The 16581-nt window shown below is 52.3% G+C and carries 15 protein-coding genes; 10 read left to right on the top strand and 5 right to left on the bottom strand.

The window, feature by feature from the left end; all coding sequences use genetic code 11:
* Positions 1-297: 297 nt before the first annotated feature.
* From CCY32_RS03545 to yciH, 3 genes are all read right to left on the bottom strand, one after another.
* Positions 298-2664: a penicillin acylase family protein gene (locus CCY32_RS03545; RefSeq protein WP_088329164.1), complete on the bottom strand. Its 2367-nt coding sequence runs from the start codon at positions 2662-2664 to the stop codon at positions 298-300.
* A gap of 65 nt (positions 2665-2729) precedes the next feature.
* Positions 2730-3527 carry a response regulator gene (locus tag CCY32_RS03540; protein ID WP_088329163.1) on the bottom strand — a complete coding sequence of 266 codons (798 nt, stop codon included), beginning with the start codon at positions 3525-3527 and terminating at the stop codon, positions 2730-2732.
* Positions 3528-3562: 35 nt separating this feature from the next.
* On the bottom strand, positions 3563-3883 hold the full coding sequence (yciH, locus tag CCY32_RS03535) for a stress response translation initiation inhibitor YciH (protein WP_088329162.1): 321 nt from the start codon (positions 3881-3883) through the stop codon (positions 3563-3565).
* 139 nt (positions 3884-4022) lie between these two features.
* Here yciH and CCY32_RS03530 point away from each other — a divergent pair, with 139 nt between their 5' ends.
* The 7 genes from CCY32_RS03530 (at position 4023) to CCY32_RS03500 (ending at position 10925) form a co-directional block, all read left to right on the top strand.
* Positions 4023-4469 carry a GNAT family N-acetyltransferase gene (locus CCY32_RS03530; protein WP_210401676.1) on the top strand — a complete coding sequence of 149 codons (447 nt, stop codon included), beginning with the start codon at positions 4023-4025 and terminating at the stop codon, positions 4467-4469.
* 138 nt (positions 4470-4607) lie between these two features.
* Positions 4608-5621: a Fe(3+) ABC transporter substrate-binding protein gene (locus tag CCY32_RS03525; protein ID WP_088329160.1), complete on the top strand. Its 1014-nt coding sequence runs from the start codon at positions 4608-4610 to the stop codon at positions 5619-5621.
* Between the two features lie 82 nt (positions 5622-5703).
* On the top strand, positions 5704-7305 hold the full coding sequence (locus CCY32_RS03520) for an iron ABC transporter permease (RefSeq protein WP_088329159.1): 1602 nt from the start codon (positions 5704-5706) through the stop codon (positions 7303-7305).
* Entirely contained in the window at positions 7305-8360 is a 1056-nt protein-coding gene (locus tag CCY32_RS03515; protein ID WP_088329158.1) for an ABC transporter ATP-binding protein, read from the top strand. Before CCY32_RS03520 ends, CCY32_RS03515 begins: the two co-directional genes overlap by 1 nt.
* A gap of 317 nt (positions 8361-8677) precedes the next feature.
* Complete coding sequence (locus CCY32_RS03510; protein WP_088329157.1) at positions 8678-9679, top strand: FAD-dependent oxidoreductase; 1002 nt, start codon at positions 8678-8680, stop codon at positions 9677-9679.
* A gap of 42 nt (positions 9680-9721) precedes the next feature.
* Complete coding sequence (locus CCY32_RS03505; protein WP_088329156.1) at positions 9722-10480, top strand: EAL domain-containing protein; 759 nt, start codon at positions 9722-9724, stop codon at positions 10478-10480.
* On the top strand, positions 10464-10925 hold the full coding sequence (locus CCY32_RS03500) for a TerB family tellurite resistance protein (RefSeq protein WP_088329155.1): 462 nt from the start codon (positions 10464-10466) through the stop codon (positions 10923-10925). The genes CCY32_RS03505 and CCY32_RS03500 overlap by 17 nt, the downstream gene beginning before the upstream one ends.
* Here CCY32_RS03500 and CCY32_RS03495 read toward each other — a convergent pair.
* Both CCY32_RS03495 and CCY32_RS03490 read right to left on the bottom strand, forming a co-directional pair.
* Positions 10922-12211 (bottom strand): MFS transporter, encoded by a 1290-nt coding sequence (locus CCY32_RS03495; RefSeq protein WP_088329154.1) that lies wholly within the window; start codon positions 12209-12211, stop codon positions 10922-10924. The genes CCY32_RS03500 and CCY32_RS03495 overlap by 4 nt on opposite strands.
* A 121-nt stretch (positions 12212-12332) precedes the next feature.
* Entirely contained in the window at positions 12333-13235 is a 903-nt protein-coding gene (locus CCY32_RS03490; protein ID WP_088329153.1) for a hypothetical protein, read from the bottom strand.
* 198 nt (positions 13236-13433) lie between these two features.
* On the opposite strand from CCY32_RS03490, the gene CCY32_RS03485 reads away from it, so the two are divergent.
* From CCY32_RS03485 to nudB, 3 genes are all read left to right on the top strand, one after another.
* A complete protein-coding gene (locus tag CCY32_RS03485; RefSeq protein ID WP_088329152.1) occupies positions 13434-14255 on the top strand; it encodes an alpha/beta fold hydrolase in 822 nt (273 codons plus the stop codon).
* A 115-nt stretch (positions 14256-14370) separates the two neighbouring features.
* On the top strand, positions 14371-16140 hold the full coding sequence (gene aspS, locus CCY32_RS03480) for an aspartate--tRNA ligase (RefSeq protein ID WP_088329151.1): 1770 nt from the start codon (positions 14371-14373) through the stop codon (positions 16138-16140).
* A gap of 2 nt (positions 16141-16142) precedes the next feature.
* Complete coding sequence (nudB, locus tag CCY32_RS03475) at positions 16143-16580, top strand: dihydroneopterin triphosphate diphosphatase (RefSeq protein WP_210401669.1); 438 nt, start codon at positions 16143-16145, stop codon at positions 16578-16580.
* Position 16581 lies beyond the last annotated feature (1 nt).

The raw sequence follows: 16581 nt of genomic DNA, 5'->3' as shown, positions 1-16581 counted from the left end.
TAAAATCTGTAATCGCTTTTTCTTTGTCTTGTCCCTATGCGGACATCGCCGAAGTATCGTTCCCGACGCGCTTTCGGCATACCGTCCATCCCTGGACATCGTCGGGGAATGTTCCCTGCAACCCCGACATACCGTCCATCCCTGGACATAAAAAAACCTCCCGGTGGGAGGTTTTTTTCGTTTTGCACACAAAAATCAGCCTCCCGGAGTGGATGAGCTAAAAAAGTGGGCAAAAAATAGGATGGATGTTTTCATAGTGGTGAATTTATTGTTTGTCCGGGTCATTGTCAATCACTATCAGGGAGTTAATTTCAACCGATACGCTATTTTTCCTGGCAATAAGGGCGTAGGTTCACCAAGCCGCCATGCCTTGTGGCCCTTGCCAAAATAAGGTGCAAGAGGGTGGCCACTTTGGCTGGAGGGCATATGCAGTATTGCCTGTTGCTCCTGTCCCGGTGCAACCACAAGTCGTTGAGACGCGCCAAAGGCATTACGGGCAACATTGGGCATAAAACTGTCTCCGGAGAGCGGGGCTTCCGGCATATCGGTCAGCCATCCCAATAGGGGCACAAATGGACTCATCGGATGGCGAATCTGCACCTGATTATACTCACCCCAGGTGAGTCGCTGCCAATTCACATGGGATTCGTTGAGTCCCTTCAGTGTGTCCTGCAGCGCCACTTCGAAAAGCTGCGGCCAGCTTGCTATGCCTTCGGGTAACAGGTGCGCAGGTTTGTCGGTAACCATTTGCCACAATGGGATCTCGAGTTGATTGCGGATGGCACGATAGCTGAATTGCGCATGCTTGTGTTGCATAAACCGGAGTAAATCCTGATACACGCGATCACGTATTGCCAGGCGATACTGGCGTACCAGTAAATAGGCCAGACTATTCGTATCGGCTCTGCCTGACCAGTTTTGCATCAGGGATGCGATGTGTTTAGCATCCGGGTGGCGCGAATCGTTCTCAAGATGCTCCAGCAGCAAATCTCTCCAGCGTGTCAGAAACACAGCGCGATCATCCATCTGGATGGCAAGGAAGTCCTGTTCTGTGAAGGTTGACTGGGCAAATAAGCTGTCGCGGATTTGCTGGCTACGGGCGCCCAGTGCATAACCACCATCCCCGATTTTCGCATAGTCTTTGCCGCCAATAACGCGGGCATTGGCTGTCCACAGACGCTGTGACGAAGGATTGATGACCTTAGGGTAGTCTGAGCTCATACGATAGCCGGCCCATCCCTGAGTACCGTCACTCCAGTCACTGATGTAACGGCCATCGAAGCCAAACCGAATAGGCATGGGGCCTGCGATTGTCCAGCCAATGTTGCCCTCCCTGTCTGCCAGCATGATATTTTGTGCTGGTATACCCGCGGTGGCGGCAATGGCGGCACCCTGCTCAACAGAGCGGGCCGTCTCCAGCGCCAACAGATTCAGGTTGGCGCCCTCTGGGTCGTGGGCTACCCAGCGATAGACCAATGGATTGCCTGCTTCATCTTCGCCGATGACAGGCCCCCAGCGGGTCTCTCTTATGGTGAGTTGCTCAGAGGCCTGCCCTTTTACGGCAATCTTGCGTGAGGTATAGGTAAACGGCTGATAGCCATCAGCTGTGAGGTATCGCTCCTTGCTGTCATCCAGCTGTAGGCGAATTACATCACTCCAGTCACCATAGCTATTGGTGAAGCCCCAGGCCAGTTGGGTATTGCTGCCCACCACCACCAGTGGCGTGCCCGGCAAAGACAGGCCCGTTAACTGGCGCATTTCGCCCTGGTGTGGCCAGTTAAACTGTACCCTGTACCAGATATTGGGGACCCGAATCCCCAGGTGCATATCATTAGCGAGCATGGCCGCACGATAGGGTGTGAGGGCCCCGCTGACCGCCCAATTATTACTGCCCGGTTTGAGATCGGCGGCTTCTCCATCAGGCTTTTGCTGCGATTGTGCAGGCGCCTGTGGCCAGGAAGATTGTGCCATGGCCGGGGGGGACTGTGGCGTGTCGTCAATGGGGGCATCCCAGCGACTGCCATCAGGGTGAAGGAAGTCATACAGGTCACCGGCAAGGTGGCGTTTCATCAGATCAAGACTCAAGTCCCGCCGACCATCATGGTATTGCAGATCAAGATACATGCTGTACAGGGCGAGCAAGGTGTCTTCTTCTTTCCAGGGCTGCAGTTCGGCCTGCAGTAAATAATACTCAAAAGGCTTTGCACTGAGAGCCTCAATGCCCTGATTAACGCCTTTGCTGTAGGCTTGCAGTATGGCCAGGTGATGACTGGGTAAGGTTTCAATGCGCTGGCGTGCGCGCTCGCGGAATTTGTGCAGCGCGATCTCGCGGTCCCGTTCCAGCGCAGCAGGGCCAAACAAAAACGCCAGTTCTGCGGCCGCATTGCGTCTGAGTAAATCCATCTGGAAGTAGCGTTCCTGAGCATGCACATAGCCTGTGGCCATGGCCAGATCAATCCGATCTTTGGCGGTGAAAACCGCCATACCATTTGCATCCCGGGCGATGAGCACAGGGTGATTAAGTCCTTCCGCCCTCGCATCGCCTTCCAGCAGCGGCAAGCTAGCGCGCAATAACAGGTAAAGCCCAATGGCTGCCAATAAAATCAGCACCAGCACCGTAGCGATGATGGTCTTGATCGCGGTGAGGGCTTTTAGCGAACGCATGCGGCGTCTCCGGAGTGTGTTTTATGACCGCGCTAAACGGTCGCAAGGATTTTGTTCCGGGGAACTCAATGTCCCAGTAATGACATCAGCATTTTGCGCACTTCGGCAGATTCAAAGGGCTTGTCACAAAGTGCATTGACGCCGGTTTGCTGAATATTACTCATATGTGCGTTATTGGCCTCTGAGGTGACCATAATAATGGGAATGTGGGCCGTATCAGGATTAAAGCGTACAAACTCCGACAGTTCCCGGCCGTCCATCTCGGGCATGTTGTAATCAGTCACCAGTAAATCAAAAGCCTGGTCTTTTAGCAGGGTCAGTGCCATAGCACCGTTCTCGGCCTCGGTGATTTTTTTCAGACCCATTCCCTCAAGCACGCGGCGGATATGGTTGCGGGCCATACGGCTGTCGTCTACCAGCAATACTCTGACCTCATGCACATCAAACAGCTCTAACTCAAGCTCTTCGGTGTTGATAATATCCAGACTGGCATTCAGCGCACGATTAAGATGAATGGGCTCAAAGGGTTTTGGCAAAATGGCCACCACACCGGCCTGTTTGAACTCTTCCAGCTTGGCGGGGCGGAATTCGCTGGACACCAGCATAAATGGAATCGCCTGAGTCTTTGGGTCATTTTTAATCTGTGTCAGCAATTCCAGTCCGGTGCCATCTTCAAAGTACATGGCGCTGACCACTAAATCGGTGCCATGTGCCTTGATGCTCTGCAGGGCTGCGGCAACGGTTCCTGCGGTCTCTACCTGACCGATATCTTCTTTGGCAAGCATGGCACTGATGATTTTACGCTGTGTATCTGAAGGCTCTACCAGCAAAATGTTCAGCTCTGAACGGGAGATATGCTCCATTGGAACTCCTGAAATATGATTAGCAAGATAATCGGTTAACCACCTGCAAGTTTAACCTGTAGACCTTTTTTCTCCAGCGCCAGTTTAATTTTATCCCTGTTATCGCCCTGAATTTCGATGGTCTGTTCTTTCACTGTGCCGCCGGTTCCGCACAGCTTTTTGAGTTCACTGCACAGCTTCTTAATGTCCTCGTCATTCATCAACATACCACTGACGGTCGTGACCCCTTTACCTTTGCGTCCTTTGGTCTCTCTTCGCAGACGAATAATACCGTCGCCTTTGGGCGTGGCAGGTTTGGGAGTTGGCTCATTGATCCGGCCTTTATCGGTGGAATACACCAATCTGGCATCTTTCATTTGTATTGCCCTTGCTGATCGTCATTTAAACACCAAACATGGGGGCATCTTAAACCACAGAGGCAGTTTTTTATAGCCTGTCAATGGGATAGAATCCGCTCTCATTTTGCACGTAAGCGGAGAAAATGACATGGCTGAGATAAACCTGCGCAGAGCAGAAGAACAGGATTTAGAAGCCCTGGTGGCCTTTAATCAGGCAATGGCCGAGGAGACTGAAGGTAAAAAGCTCGACCAGCAGGTACTGACAAATGGCGTCAGAGGGTTATTGCAGCACCCTGAGTACGGCTTTTATCTGGTCGCAGAACAACAGGGTAAACTTCTTGGCAGTCTTGCGGTGACCTTCGAATGGAGCGATTGGCGCAATGGGGTGTTTTGGTGGATTCAGAGTGTCTATGTGAGTCATGAGGCCCGCCGTCAGGGGATTTATTCCGGGCTCTATTCGCGCGTTCAGGAAATGGCCGAACAGCAAGGCAATGTCTGTGGTTTTCGTCTGTATGTGGAAAAAGAGAATGAGATAGCACAGCAAACCTACGAGAAGCTGGGGATGCAGGAGTGCCAGTATTATATGTATGAGAGCAAAGCCTGAACGGGCCGGGCGATAAACGGTATATGAAAAGGGCCCATCGGCCTGCGGTTGTTATTGAGAATGGTTCTCAAAAAGTTTAGCATTGGTATTAGTCACAGCAGTGTAGTTCAACACGGTGAAAAACCGATAAGGAAGATTATGAAAAACGCGCTTGGTTTAGTATTGCTGGCGTTGGCGACGGTAGCATTCAGCGCACACAGTGCCGAGGTCAATGTTTATTCTGCTCGCAAAGAGGCACTGATTAAGCCGGTACTGGATACCTTCAGTGAACAAACCGGCATCAAGGTCAACCTGATTACCGGTAATGCCGATGCGCTGATTTCACGTATCGCTTCAGAGGGCAAATTTAGTCCCGCCGATGTGCTGATTACCACGGATGTCGGCCGCTTGCATCGTGCCAAGTCGCAAGACCTGCTGCAGAGCGTAACCTCCAATGAGCTCAGCCAACACGTGCCAGCGCGGCTCAGAGATGCCGACAACCAGTGGTTTGCCCTGACTAAGCGGGCCCGAACCATCATGTATTCCAAAGACAGGGTCAGTGCTGAGGAACTCAGTGATATGGAGAGCCTGACCGACGAAAAATGGAAAGGGCGCATTTGTATCCGTTCTTCCAGCAACATTTATAATCAGTCGATGGTGGCGGCGTTGATCGAACAGCTGGGCGAGCAAGCAACACTGGCGTGGGCAAAAGGGTTGGTTAAGAATTTTGCCCGCCCGCCCAAAGGCGGAGACCGCGATCAGATTAAGGCGGTAGCAGCCGGCCAATGTGACATCGCGATTGCTAACACCTATTACCTGGCGGGTATGCTGACCGATAGCGATCCGTCCCAGGTTAAAGCCGCTGAGGCCGTGGCGGTTTTCTGGCCTAATCAGGAAAATCGCGGCGTGCACGTGAATATTTCAGGTGCCGGCGTGGCCCGTCATGCGCCCAATAAGGACGCTGCCGTTCGTCTGCTCGAGTATATGCTGACGGCTGAAGCGCAGGCCTGGTACGCTGAACATAACGGTGAATATCCGGTACGCGAAGGGGTTGAGCAAAGCCCTGTATTGGTACAATTTGGTGATTTTAAAGCCGAAGATATTCCGTTACAGCGTGTTGGACAACTCAATGCCGAAGCACTGGTTCTGATGGATAAGGCTGGCTGGAAATAGTTTCCCCTGACACCAGCAATTAATAGGAAAACCTTTGCACTCAGCATCCGGGAGTAGCCGCAGCCCTTCTATACTGTGGCGCATGCTATCTGTGGGGCCAGCTTTATTGCTGGCCCTGCCTGTTATTGTTGTCATGCTCAGTGTATTGCAGCCCCAGTGGTCAGTGTGGACACATCTGGCTGAGACGGTACTGTGGGATTATGTCAATAACAGCCTGCTATTGGCTGCAGGTGTTGGATTAGGGACACTGATATTAGGCACCTCACTGGCCTGGGTTTGCCATCACTACGACTTTCCCGGACGCAGTGCGTTCGAATGGCTACTCTTGCTGCCGATGGCGATACCCGCTTACATCATTGCCTATTGCTATACCGGATTATTGGATTTTGCCGGGCCTGTACAACAGACGTTGCGTGAGCAATTTGGCTGGTCATATGGTGATTACTGGTTTCCGGAAGTGCGCTCCTTAGGGGGAGCGATTATGATGCTGACCCTGGTGCTATATCCCTATGTCTTTATGCTCGCGCGCAATGCCTTTCGCGATCAGGCGCAGAGTCTGCTGGAAGTGAGCCGGGCTGCGGGAATGGGACCGACCGCGTATTTCCTTAATGTGGCCATTCCTTTGGCCCGCCCGGCAATTCTCACCGGGGTAGCGCTGGCCATGATGGAAGCCTTCGCCGATTTTGGTACGGTGGAATATTTTGGTGTCAGCACCTTCACCACGGGTATTTTCAGAACCTGGTTCGGGATGGGTAATGCGCAGGCTGCCGCGCAGCTATCGGCATTGTTAACCACTTTTGTCTTATTATTGTTGCTGCTTGAAAAGGCTTCACGCACGAAAATCAAATACTACTATCAGGGGCACAAGCATCAGTCTCAGAAGCGTCTAAAGCCTTCTCCTGTGATTGCAGCGAGCCTGCTGACGTTCTGTTTGTTAACCCTGACCTTTGGTTTTCTGATCCCGTTATGGATGTTGGTGAACTGGGTGTGGATGACGGGCACAGCGCAGTTTGACGGGCACTTTTTGACCCTGATGTGGAACAGTTTCAGTCTTGCGCTGGTTGCCGCGTTGTTGGTGTTAGTGCTGGCATTAGTATTCGCCTATGGACGGCGTTTGTATGCCGATCCGCTGGTCCGATTGCCGGTTACCATGGCATCTATGGGATATGCGGTTCCCGGTACAGTCATTGCCGTTGGGGTGATGCTGCCACTGGCATGGGCTGACAAGAGTCTGGATAGCCTGATGCAAAGCCTGTTTGGCGTCAGTACCGGGCTGTTGTTCTCGGGTACCGTGTTTGCGTTATTACTGGCTTACGCCGTGCGTTTTCTGGCGGTTTCGCTACACCAGGTGGAAGCGGGGCTTGAGCGAATCAAACCGAGTATGGATCAGGCCGGGCGAAGCCTGGGCGTGGGTCCGCTAAAATCGTTACAGCGTATTCATCTGCCGATGATGAAAGCCAGCTTGCTCAGCGCCTTATTGTTGGTGTTTGTGGATGTGCTCAAAGAGCTGCCCGCCACCTTGATATTGCGCCCTTTTAATTTCGATACGCTGGCAGTACGAACCTATGAGCTGGCCTCTGATGAACGCCTCAGCGATGCCGCATTGCCGGCGCTTTCAATTCTTGTGGCGGGCATTGTGCCTGTTATTCTTCTCGCCCGCGCCATCAACCGGGAGTCTCACTGATGTTAGCACTGCAACAGATCAGCATCGCCTATCAGCGTCAGCAAGTGGTAAAGAACTTTAATCTGAATCTGGAAGCCGGAGAAATCGGCTGTCTTTTGGGGCCTTCTGGTTGTGGAAAAACCTCGGTATTGCGCGCTATTGCCGGGTTTGAGCCGGTGCAGCAGGGAGCAATATCCTTGCATGAACGCCAGGTAAGTGGTGCTGGCAGGCATCTGGCGCCTGAAAACCGCCGGGTCGGAATGGTGTTCCAGGACTTCGCCTTATTTCCTCACCTGACGGTGGCTGAAAATATTGGTTTCGGGCTGAGCAAATGGTCGTCTTCTGAACGTCAGTCCCGCATCGCAGAGTTGCTGGAGCTGGTGGAGCTGACCGAGTACGCCCAACGTTATAGTCATGCCTTGTCGGGTGGACAACAACAAAGAGTGGCGTTGGCACGTGCAATGGCACCGAGGCCCGATATTCTGCTACTGGATGAACCGTTTTCCAGTCTTGACTCTGAACTCAGAGAAAGCCTCGCCGGTCAGGTCAGGGCGATTCTCAAACATGAGCGGATTACTGCGCTGATGGTAACCCACGACCGGATAGAAGCCTTTGCCATGGCCGATAAGCTCGGCGTAATGTCATCAGGGCGCATGCTCCAATGGGGCACGCCGGATCAGTTGTACCATTTCCCTGACAACAAGCTGGTGGCGGATTTCATTGGTAAATGCAGTTTCCTCTCAGCCAGCGTCACGGGTCCTGAATCTATTCAGTGTGCTTTGGGTAGCGTGAGTGGTGGTGATGCGCTCAAAGCCAGAGAGGGAGAGAAGATTGAGCTGATGATCCGTCCACACCAGGTGCGGTTTAACCCCGACAGCCCTTACCGGGCAAGGGTCTGCGATCGGGTGTTCAGAGGGGCAGATTTGCTTTATCTGCTTGAGCTTGAAAATCAGGAGCAGCTATTTTGCGCGGCGCCGGTGCAGAGTCATTATGCTCTGGATAAATGGATTGGGGTGGAGTTAAACCTGGCGAAACCGGTTTGGTTTCCTGCAGACGCGGACCATGAACTGACCTGACCGGGGTTCCCGGTGATGGGCCCAGCCATAGCTCTGAACGTTTCGCTGTTACACGCCAGGGGGCGGACCTGCGTGCCTTACTCAAAATATTCACTGACAGGGATGATCTTCTTTACCGAATTGGCGTAGTAGAGACACCTGTTCTTTCAGCATGACGCACAGTATCCCAGGCTCTCGCGGGTAGAAAAAGCTTTGTTGGTTGCTACTGCATGTAGCGCTGACATTATCAATCCGAACTGCACCTGTGTACTGTGTTAAACCACTGTTGGTGCGTTTGGTACAGTGGGAATCAGTGCGTTCAATCTAAAGGTCTGTACATGGCAAAAATCGCTATCGTGGGCGCGGGGATCAGCGGTGCGCTACTCGCTTTCAAACTGACACAAGATGGTCACGACGTGACTGTGCTGGAGAAATCCAGAGGGCGGGGAGGGCGTTGCAGTACAAAGCGCACCGAATGGGGACAGTTTGATATGGGCGCACCGCTGATACACACCTCTGACAGCGAAGTGAAAGCGGTACTAGACACTCTCGGTGATACGTCGGTGGCCTGTCGCTGGGATGTCCGTGCAACCACCTATCAGCCACCTTCAGAACACCCCCCAGGGGTAAGCGTCTATGCCGATGACGAGACCTTTTATGTGCTAATGCCGGGAATGAGTGGCGCCTGTCGCTACTGGTTACACGACTTAACTCTTGTCACATCAGCCAGAATTACGCATCTTCAGCCCAGCAGTAAAGGATGGTTGCTATGGGATGAACGCCGATGTAAATACGGCTTGTTCGATTGGGTGGTCAGTACTGCGCCATGGCCACAAACCCATCCATTGCTGACACAACATGTGACGGATATTTTGCCTGAACCAGAGGCTCACTGGTTATCCTGTCGGGCCCTGGCGATGAAATTTGCTCAGCCTTTGGCTACAAGCTCGCCCCTGATTACGTTGCACCATTCCCCCCTGCAAATGCTCATTTGCGATAGTGCTAAGCCAGGACGTCAGCGCGACGATGGCGAGATTTGGGTGGCGCATTTTCGTCATACTCCGGCAGATCAGCATGGTAACGAATCGTCACTGCCGTGGCTCGATATGGCCTGCAGTGAGATGTCAGCGGCGCTGCAACAGCAGGTACCTGCGCCCGATCATCATTACCAGCACCTTTGGCGTTTTGCTCGCCTGTCGACCGACGGGCTTCGCCCCGGGGTAATATTTAAGCCGGAACTTAAGCTGGCTGCAGTGGGTGACTGGAGTCTTGGCGGCTCCATACCCAGCGCGATAAAATCAGTGCAAAGACTGTATTCGCAATTAGCCCAAGTTGTCTGATATTCTTTATTCTTGTGGATAAAGGAAAAACAGGAATTGTCTATGCGACCATGTGACAGTTGTGATTGTGATGTGCCGTTGGATTTCGCCATCGCCATGGCTTACCAACCCATTGTAGATGTTGAAAATGAGTCTATTTTCGCACACGAAGCCTTGGTCCGCGGTCCGAACGAAGAGGGGGCATGGCAAATCCTTTCCAGAGTCACAGATGAAAACCGTTACAGCTTTGATCAAACCTGTCGTACTACGGCAATTCGGATTGCCAGTGAATTGGGCTGCAAAGAGCGACTGAGCATAAACTTTTTACCTAACGCCGTGTATGAGCCGGAGGCCTGCCTGCAATTTACTCTGAGGGCGGCAAAGAAATATGCGTTTCCCCGGGAAAAAATCATATTTGAAGTCACGGAGCATGAACGGGTAGACAGCGAGAAGATTGTTGAGATATTCCGCACCTATCAGACCAAAGGTTTTCTTACAGCTATTGATGATTTTGGGGAAGGATTTGCCGGATTGAACTTACTGGCTCAGTTTCAGCCTGATATTCTTAAACTCGACATGCTGCTTATCCGCAATATTCATAAAGAAACGGCCAAGCAGGCGATCCTCAAGGGGATAGTGCTGACCGCTCAGTTACTTGGTATTACGGTGCTGGCAGAGGGAGTGGAAACCCGGGAGGAATTTGAATACCTCAAAGCACAGGGCATCCGTTATATGCAAGGGTACTTCCTCGCCCGCCCTCAGTTTATGCAGTTGGCCAAAATAGAAGACATTCTGAAAAACATCCATGATCACAAAGCTTAAAACCTGGCTAAAAGAGAACCTCGAACAGCCTGCACAGAATGAGCAGTCGCTGCAGTTAGATCTGGCCACCGCCGTGCTGTATTGCGAAGTCATCCGCGCCGACCATAGTCTGGATGAACAAGAAAAATCCTTGATGCAGTCGATGCTGATGCGTCAGTTCCAGTTATCAGAGGCTGAGGCACAAACCCTGCTTGAAGACTCCGGAGACGAGGCCAGACACGCTGCGGACCTGGTCAGCTTCACCCGTCTGGTTAATGAACGTTGTGATGCCAGGGAGAAAAACCTGATTCTGGAAAATCTATGGCAACTGGCCTACGCCGATGATCATCTGGATCCCCACGAAGAGCATATTATCCGGCGTATTGCCGACCTGTTATATTTGCCGCACAGTCATTTTATTCAGGCCAAACTCAAAGCACAGCAAGCCAGAGAGGGCGGCGCTTAACCCTCGACTTCATGCATTTGCCAGGTGCTATAAGCGCCTAACAACCCGGATAAACCCAGCACCAATACCACCGCTGGCAGAGAAAAGCTGGCGATAAGTGACGTTATCGCACCAAATATCAGCAACAAAACCCCTATCAGGCTATTGCTGACCGAAACATAGTCAGTGCGCTTGACGCCACCTGCCATGTCCACCAGGTAAGTCTGTCTGCCAATTCTGACCCCGGCATGGGCAACACTGAGCACAAAATAAAAGACAGCATACAGATAGACATTCTGATCGGGCTGCCAGACCTCAATGGCAAACAACGCCAGGCAGCATAGTGCTGCAATCAGACCACCACGCAGCATCACCTGCCGACTGGAACTGTCAGCCATAACGCCCCATAGGGTGGCAGACAAGCTGGCACCGAGACTGGAGGCAAGCAAAAACGACGCGAAAATCCCGGGGCTACTGCCTTTCTGTTGGGCTAGTAGCAGAATAAAAGGGGCGGCAAGGGCGGAGCCCATCAACAGGGCCCGGGAAATGACAAAATGGCGGAAGGCTGCATCGGTTTTAATCAAAGACAGATTATTCCAGCCCTCTTTGATGGCATTTTTACCCCCGGAAGTTTCGCCGGGCTGTTCTTCAACCAGTAAAAACAGAATAGTGGCAAAGACCCATAATACACCGGCGAGTACCAGAAGCAGATTGTAGAAGGTCACAGTGGGGTCTTCGTTGCCAGAAAAAAACGCCAGACTGATTACTACGGTAATGCCCCCGGACAGTGTACTGGCAATGCCGGATAGCCTGCCCCTGCGGGTTTTAGGAATCGTTTTGCCCTGAATATCCTTGATGGTCACCGAGCACATACCTCTGGCAAGGCTAAACAGCACCAGCAGCAACAGCACGCTGATGCCGGCCTGTGTCGGCGGTAGCATCCAGATTGCCACAGCCATACACATCACCGCGGCGCCTTGCACGATACTGCCAATCAACCAAAAGGCTTTGCGTTTGGGGTGTCGGCGTACCCAGGCGCCGATAGCCAGTTGCGGAATCAATGAACCAGACTCGCGAATGGGCACCAGCAATGAAATGATAGCCGGCGGTGCACCGATACTGCCGAGCAACCAGGTGAGAACAATTTTTGGCGATGCCAGCAGATCTCCCAGTTTTGTCAGTACCAGACACGAGGTGATAATGAGGAAATTACCCGGTACCTGACGACAGGCTTTGTCGTCCAGATCTTTGCAGGCCCGGCCCTCATGTTCAGCGTCAATAAGCTGATAAATATCGGTTAATTTCATCTTCTAAGTACTTGATGGGTAGATATTAATTGCAGCTTAGCAAACTCTTTCTCTGGCTGACATCTTTGATGAACCGCATGGTCAGGCAGCACAGAGGCATCGGCGCATCATTTAGTTTCCATCAATTGTTTTTATCCGTCTCATGCAAACCAAAGTCCTGCGGCCTGAACCAGTAACGGGGATTGTTGTAATTCGTTTGTTGGGGCAGCAGAGGATTATCAATGCGAAAATAGTGGGTGCTGGGTTGCTCGTTCAGTGGGAAAATATGGGCCGTCAGAGGATGCTGTTGCATAAATGACAGAAAGCGGCCGGAGTCAATGAGTTTTTCCAGTCCGGTTTCTATCCAGTGTGCCAGCTCGTGGTTGTCATTGTTGGTGAAAAAATACACCGCAAAGGGGTAGTGCAATAAAATGCCATCATAACTGATCAGTTCAGGATAGTGCTGAGCCCTGAGTTGTAATTCTTTTTTGTGATCATGATAGCCGCGAGGAAAATAATCGCAGCGCCTGGCTTGCAGCATGTCGAACAGGCTCTCATAACTGGGTGTTGTGGTGACCTTTAAGCCGGCCTGTCGGAGAATCTGTGTATCTGCCCAGTCATTGCCCTGGCATGCCACCAGTGACCGAAGCTGTGCTAAAGATTCTACTTGTTCAAGACGCTCGGTACTGTCCCGGTGAATAAGAAATTTACGAAAGCCAATTAATCCGCGGGTTGTGGGGATTTTTATCGCATGTAATTGTTGTTCTTTGCTGACATCGGTTCCCAACCAATACAGATCCAGCCATTTTCCTTTAGCCAGCTCCCGCAGAGCGCGCCCTTCTACCATATCCAGACTGGCCCGAATAGGTGGAACAGGGCGTCCCTTTGCCCCAGCCTCTAACGCCAGCTTTAGCAGCGAAACATGATAATCGTGGGAAATGTCGTAGGCTGAACGGGGGCCGGGGATCTGAATCTGTTTCTGAGCGAGCCCACTAGTCGTCAGGAAAAGTAGTGCCAGCAGCATCCATTTTGGTGTCTGTGCCATGGGTTCCCTGTTGTGGCCAGGTGGGTGAAATCCAGACTCGTATAGTGACATTGATGGTGCGCAAAGTGAATAAGATTCATCCCTCGATGTGGTGTTCACGGCTGTGCAGTCCGCTATGCTGTGATGATGAGGCAATGTGGCAAAATAGTTGCCTCCTTGCCGTTGCATGTGTGTCTTGGCAAAGGGGAACGTTAAATAATGAAATACGGGTTGATGATGCTCTTTGGTGCTTATGCAGTGATAGTGCTGGCCGTGTATTTGGGACAGCATCGCCTGCTTTATCTGCCAGAACCGTCTGAGGCACCGGATGTTGTACTTGAGCGCACAGCGCTTACGCCCTGGCCAGCATCGGCCTTTGTGGGGTATCTCAGTCCGACACCTGATGATGTGAAAGGCACCGTCCTGGTCTTTCATGGCAATGCCGGTGCGGCCTGGCATCGCAGTCACTACAGTGATGCGCTTTATCGCTTGGGTTACCGCGTATTGCTGGTGGAGTATCCGGGCTATGGAGGCCGTCAGGGGCGCGTCGGACAATCAGCGTTCACGCAAGATGGATTGGTTGTGATCAAACAAGTGGAGGCACAATTCAGTGGTCCGGTGTTTTTGTGGGGCGAGTCACTGGGGGCGGCCGTGGTGGCGTCAATTGTTGCACAACTGCCAGCGGATAATCGCGTCCGTGGTGTGGTGTTAATGGCGCCCTGGGACTCGTTAACGGCACTGGCAAAGCATCATTATTGGTATCTGCCGGTGTCCTTGTTGCTAAACGATGCCTACGACAGCATGGCTAACCTGAAAGATTTTCATCACCCTGTGGCAGTGCTGGTGGCAGGACAGGACCGCATCATTCCGAATGAGCACAGCCTGAATTTGTTTGAGTCATTAACAGAACCTAAGGCCCTGTGGCAGTTCAGTGACGCCAGTCACAATCACTGGCCGTATCAGCCCGAAGCCGATTGGTGGGCAGAGGTGATGGCCTTTGTTTCCAAAGGCATACCCGACCCTGTGAATAGGGTAAATTAGCCCGGAGTTGGAACTCGCATAATCGGTCAGTTTGGGTATACTATGCGCCTTCAAATTTCAGCATATTTGCGGCCAGCTCTGGGGCCGCCATCTCGAACAACAAATAGGTAGTTTCATGCGCACAGATTATTGCGGCAACATTAATGCGTCTTATATTGGCCAGGAGGTCACCCTGAGTGGCTGGGTAAACCGACGTCGGGATCTCGGTGGCGTAATTTTTCTGGATATGCGGGATCGCCAGGGGATTGTTCAGGTTGTCTATGACCCTGATCTGGCCGAAGTTTTCGAGCAGGCCAATAAAGTTCGTAATGAGTTTTGTGTGCAAATTAAAGGGCTGGTTCGGGCGCGCCCTGAAGGTCAGGTAAACAAAGACATGTCCACGGGGGAAATTGAGATCCTGGGCAAGGAACTGACCATCCTCAGCAAAGCGGCGCCGCTGCCACTGGACTCCAATCAGGAGAACTCTGAAGAGCAGCGGCTTAAATATCGCTACCTGGATTTGCGCCGGCCGTTGATGACGCAGCGACTGATGTTCCGTGCCAAGGTTACCGGTGCCGTGCGCCGCTATCTTGAGGATGAGGGATTCTTAGATATTGAAACACCGATTCTGACCAAAGCAACTCCGGAAGGGGCGCGTGACTATCTGGTTCCCAGCCGCACTCACAAAGGCGAGTTTTTTGCCCTGCCGCAATCGCCACAGCTCTTTAAGCAACTGCTGATGATGTCTGGCATGGACAAGTACTACCAGATTGTGAAGTGTTTCCGCGATGAAGACTTACGCGCCGATCGTCAGCCTGAATTCACCCAGATTGATCTGGAAACCTCATTTCTCGATGCCGACGGTGTCATGGCCATTACCGAGGGCATGATTCGCAGTCTTTTCAAGCAGATGCTGGATGTCGAGTTGGGCGATTTTCCCCGTATGACCTATGCCGAAGCCATGCGTCGTTATGGCTCTGACAAGCCCGATTTGCGAAACCCACTGGAACTGACCGATGTGGCCGATCTGCTCAAAGACGTGGAGTTCAAAGTCTTTTCAGGCCCGGCGAATGACGCGAAGGGCCGTGTAGCGGTGATTCGTGTCCCGGGTGGGGCCAGCTTGTCACGTAAACAACTGGACGATTATGCCAAGTTTGTCGGCATCTATGGCGCAAAAGGCCTGGCCTGGTTAAAAGTGAATGATCTCAGTGCCAATATGGAAGGACTGCAATCACCCATTCTCAAATTCCTGGGAGAAGAGGTGGCACAAGGTCTGCTCGAGCGCACGGGTGCCCAAACCGGTGATCTTTTATTGTTCGGCGCCGACAGTGCCACGGTGGTGACCGAAGCACTCGGCGCGCTGCGTCTTAAACTCGGTGAAGATCTCAATTTGCTCGAAGGTGACTGGAAGCCCTTGTGGGTAGTGGACTTTCCCATGTTTGAAGAGGTGGATGGTGCGCTTTATGCGCTGCACCATCCCTTCACCGCACCACGGGATATGACGCCAGAGCAGCTGGCCGCGGATCCGGTCAATGCCTTGTCTAATGCTTATGACATGGTGTTAAACGGGGTGGAACTGGGCGGTGGCTCGGTACGTATTCATGATCAGGCCATGCAGGCAGAGGTGTTCCGTATCCTCGGGATCACCGATGAAGAAGCCGAATTAAAATTTGGCTTCCTGCTCGAAGCACTGAAATTCGGGGCCCCTCCTCACGCAGGGCTGGCGTTTGGGCTGGACCGTCTGGTCATGCTGATGACTGGCGCGACCTCCATCCGTGATGTGATGGCTTTCCCCAAGACCACAACGGCTGCCTGCCCACTGACCGATGCGCCATCCCCGGCGAATCCGCAGGCGTTACAGGAATTGGCCATTGAAGTGAAAAAAGTGGAAAAGGCACAGGACTGAGCTTGAGCATCAAAAGACCGGAATCTGTGCTGGTGGTGATTTATGATGATCACCAGCGCGTTCTGGTGTTGCAGCGCCTTGATGATGCCAGTTTCTGGCAGTCAGTAACCGGTACCATGGAAGAAAACGAAAGCCCCAGTCAGACTGCGCTAAGAGAAGTCAGGGAAGAAACCGGTATTGATATTCTGGCCCAGGGCTACAGCCTTAACGATCAACAACAGATTAATCACTATCCTATTCGCCCTCAGTGGCGGTATCGCTATGCTCCCGGTGTGACACATAACAAAGAGCACGTGTTCAGCCTTCAGGTTAACAGTGGTCAGCCCCTGACGCTGACTGAGCACAGTAACCTGCTATGGCTGGATGCAGAAGAAGCGGCGCAGAAAGTCTGGTCTCAGAGCAATCGCGAGGCCATTTTGCAGCTTAGCAGAAACTGGTAAG

Origin of the sequence: Lacimicrobium sp. SS2-24, assembly GCF_002201535.1 — a bacterium.
Classification (GTDB): domain Bacteria; phylum Pseudomonadota; class Gammaproteobacteria; order Enterobacterales; family Alteromonadaceae; genus Lacimicrobium.
Note: the sequence above shows the minus strand (reverse complement) of the source record. Positions and strands in the feature narration are given on the sequence as shown.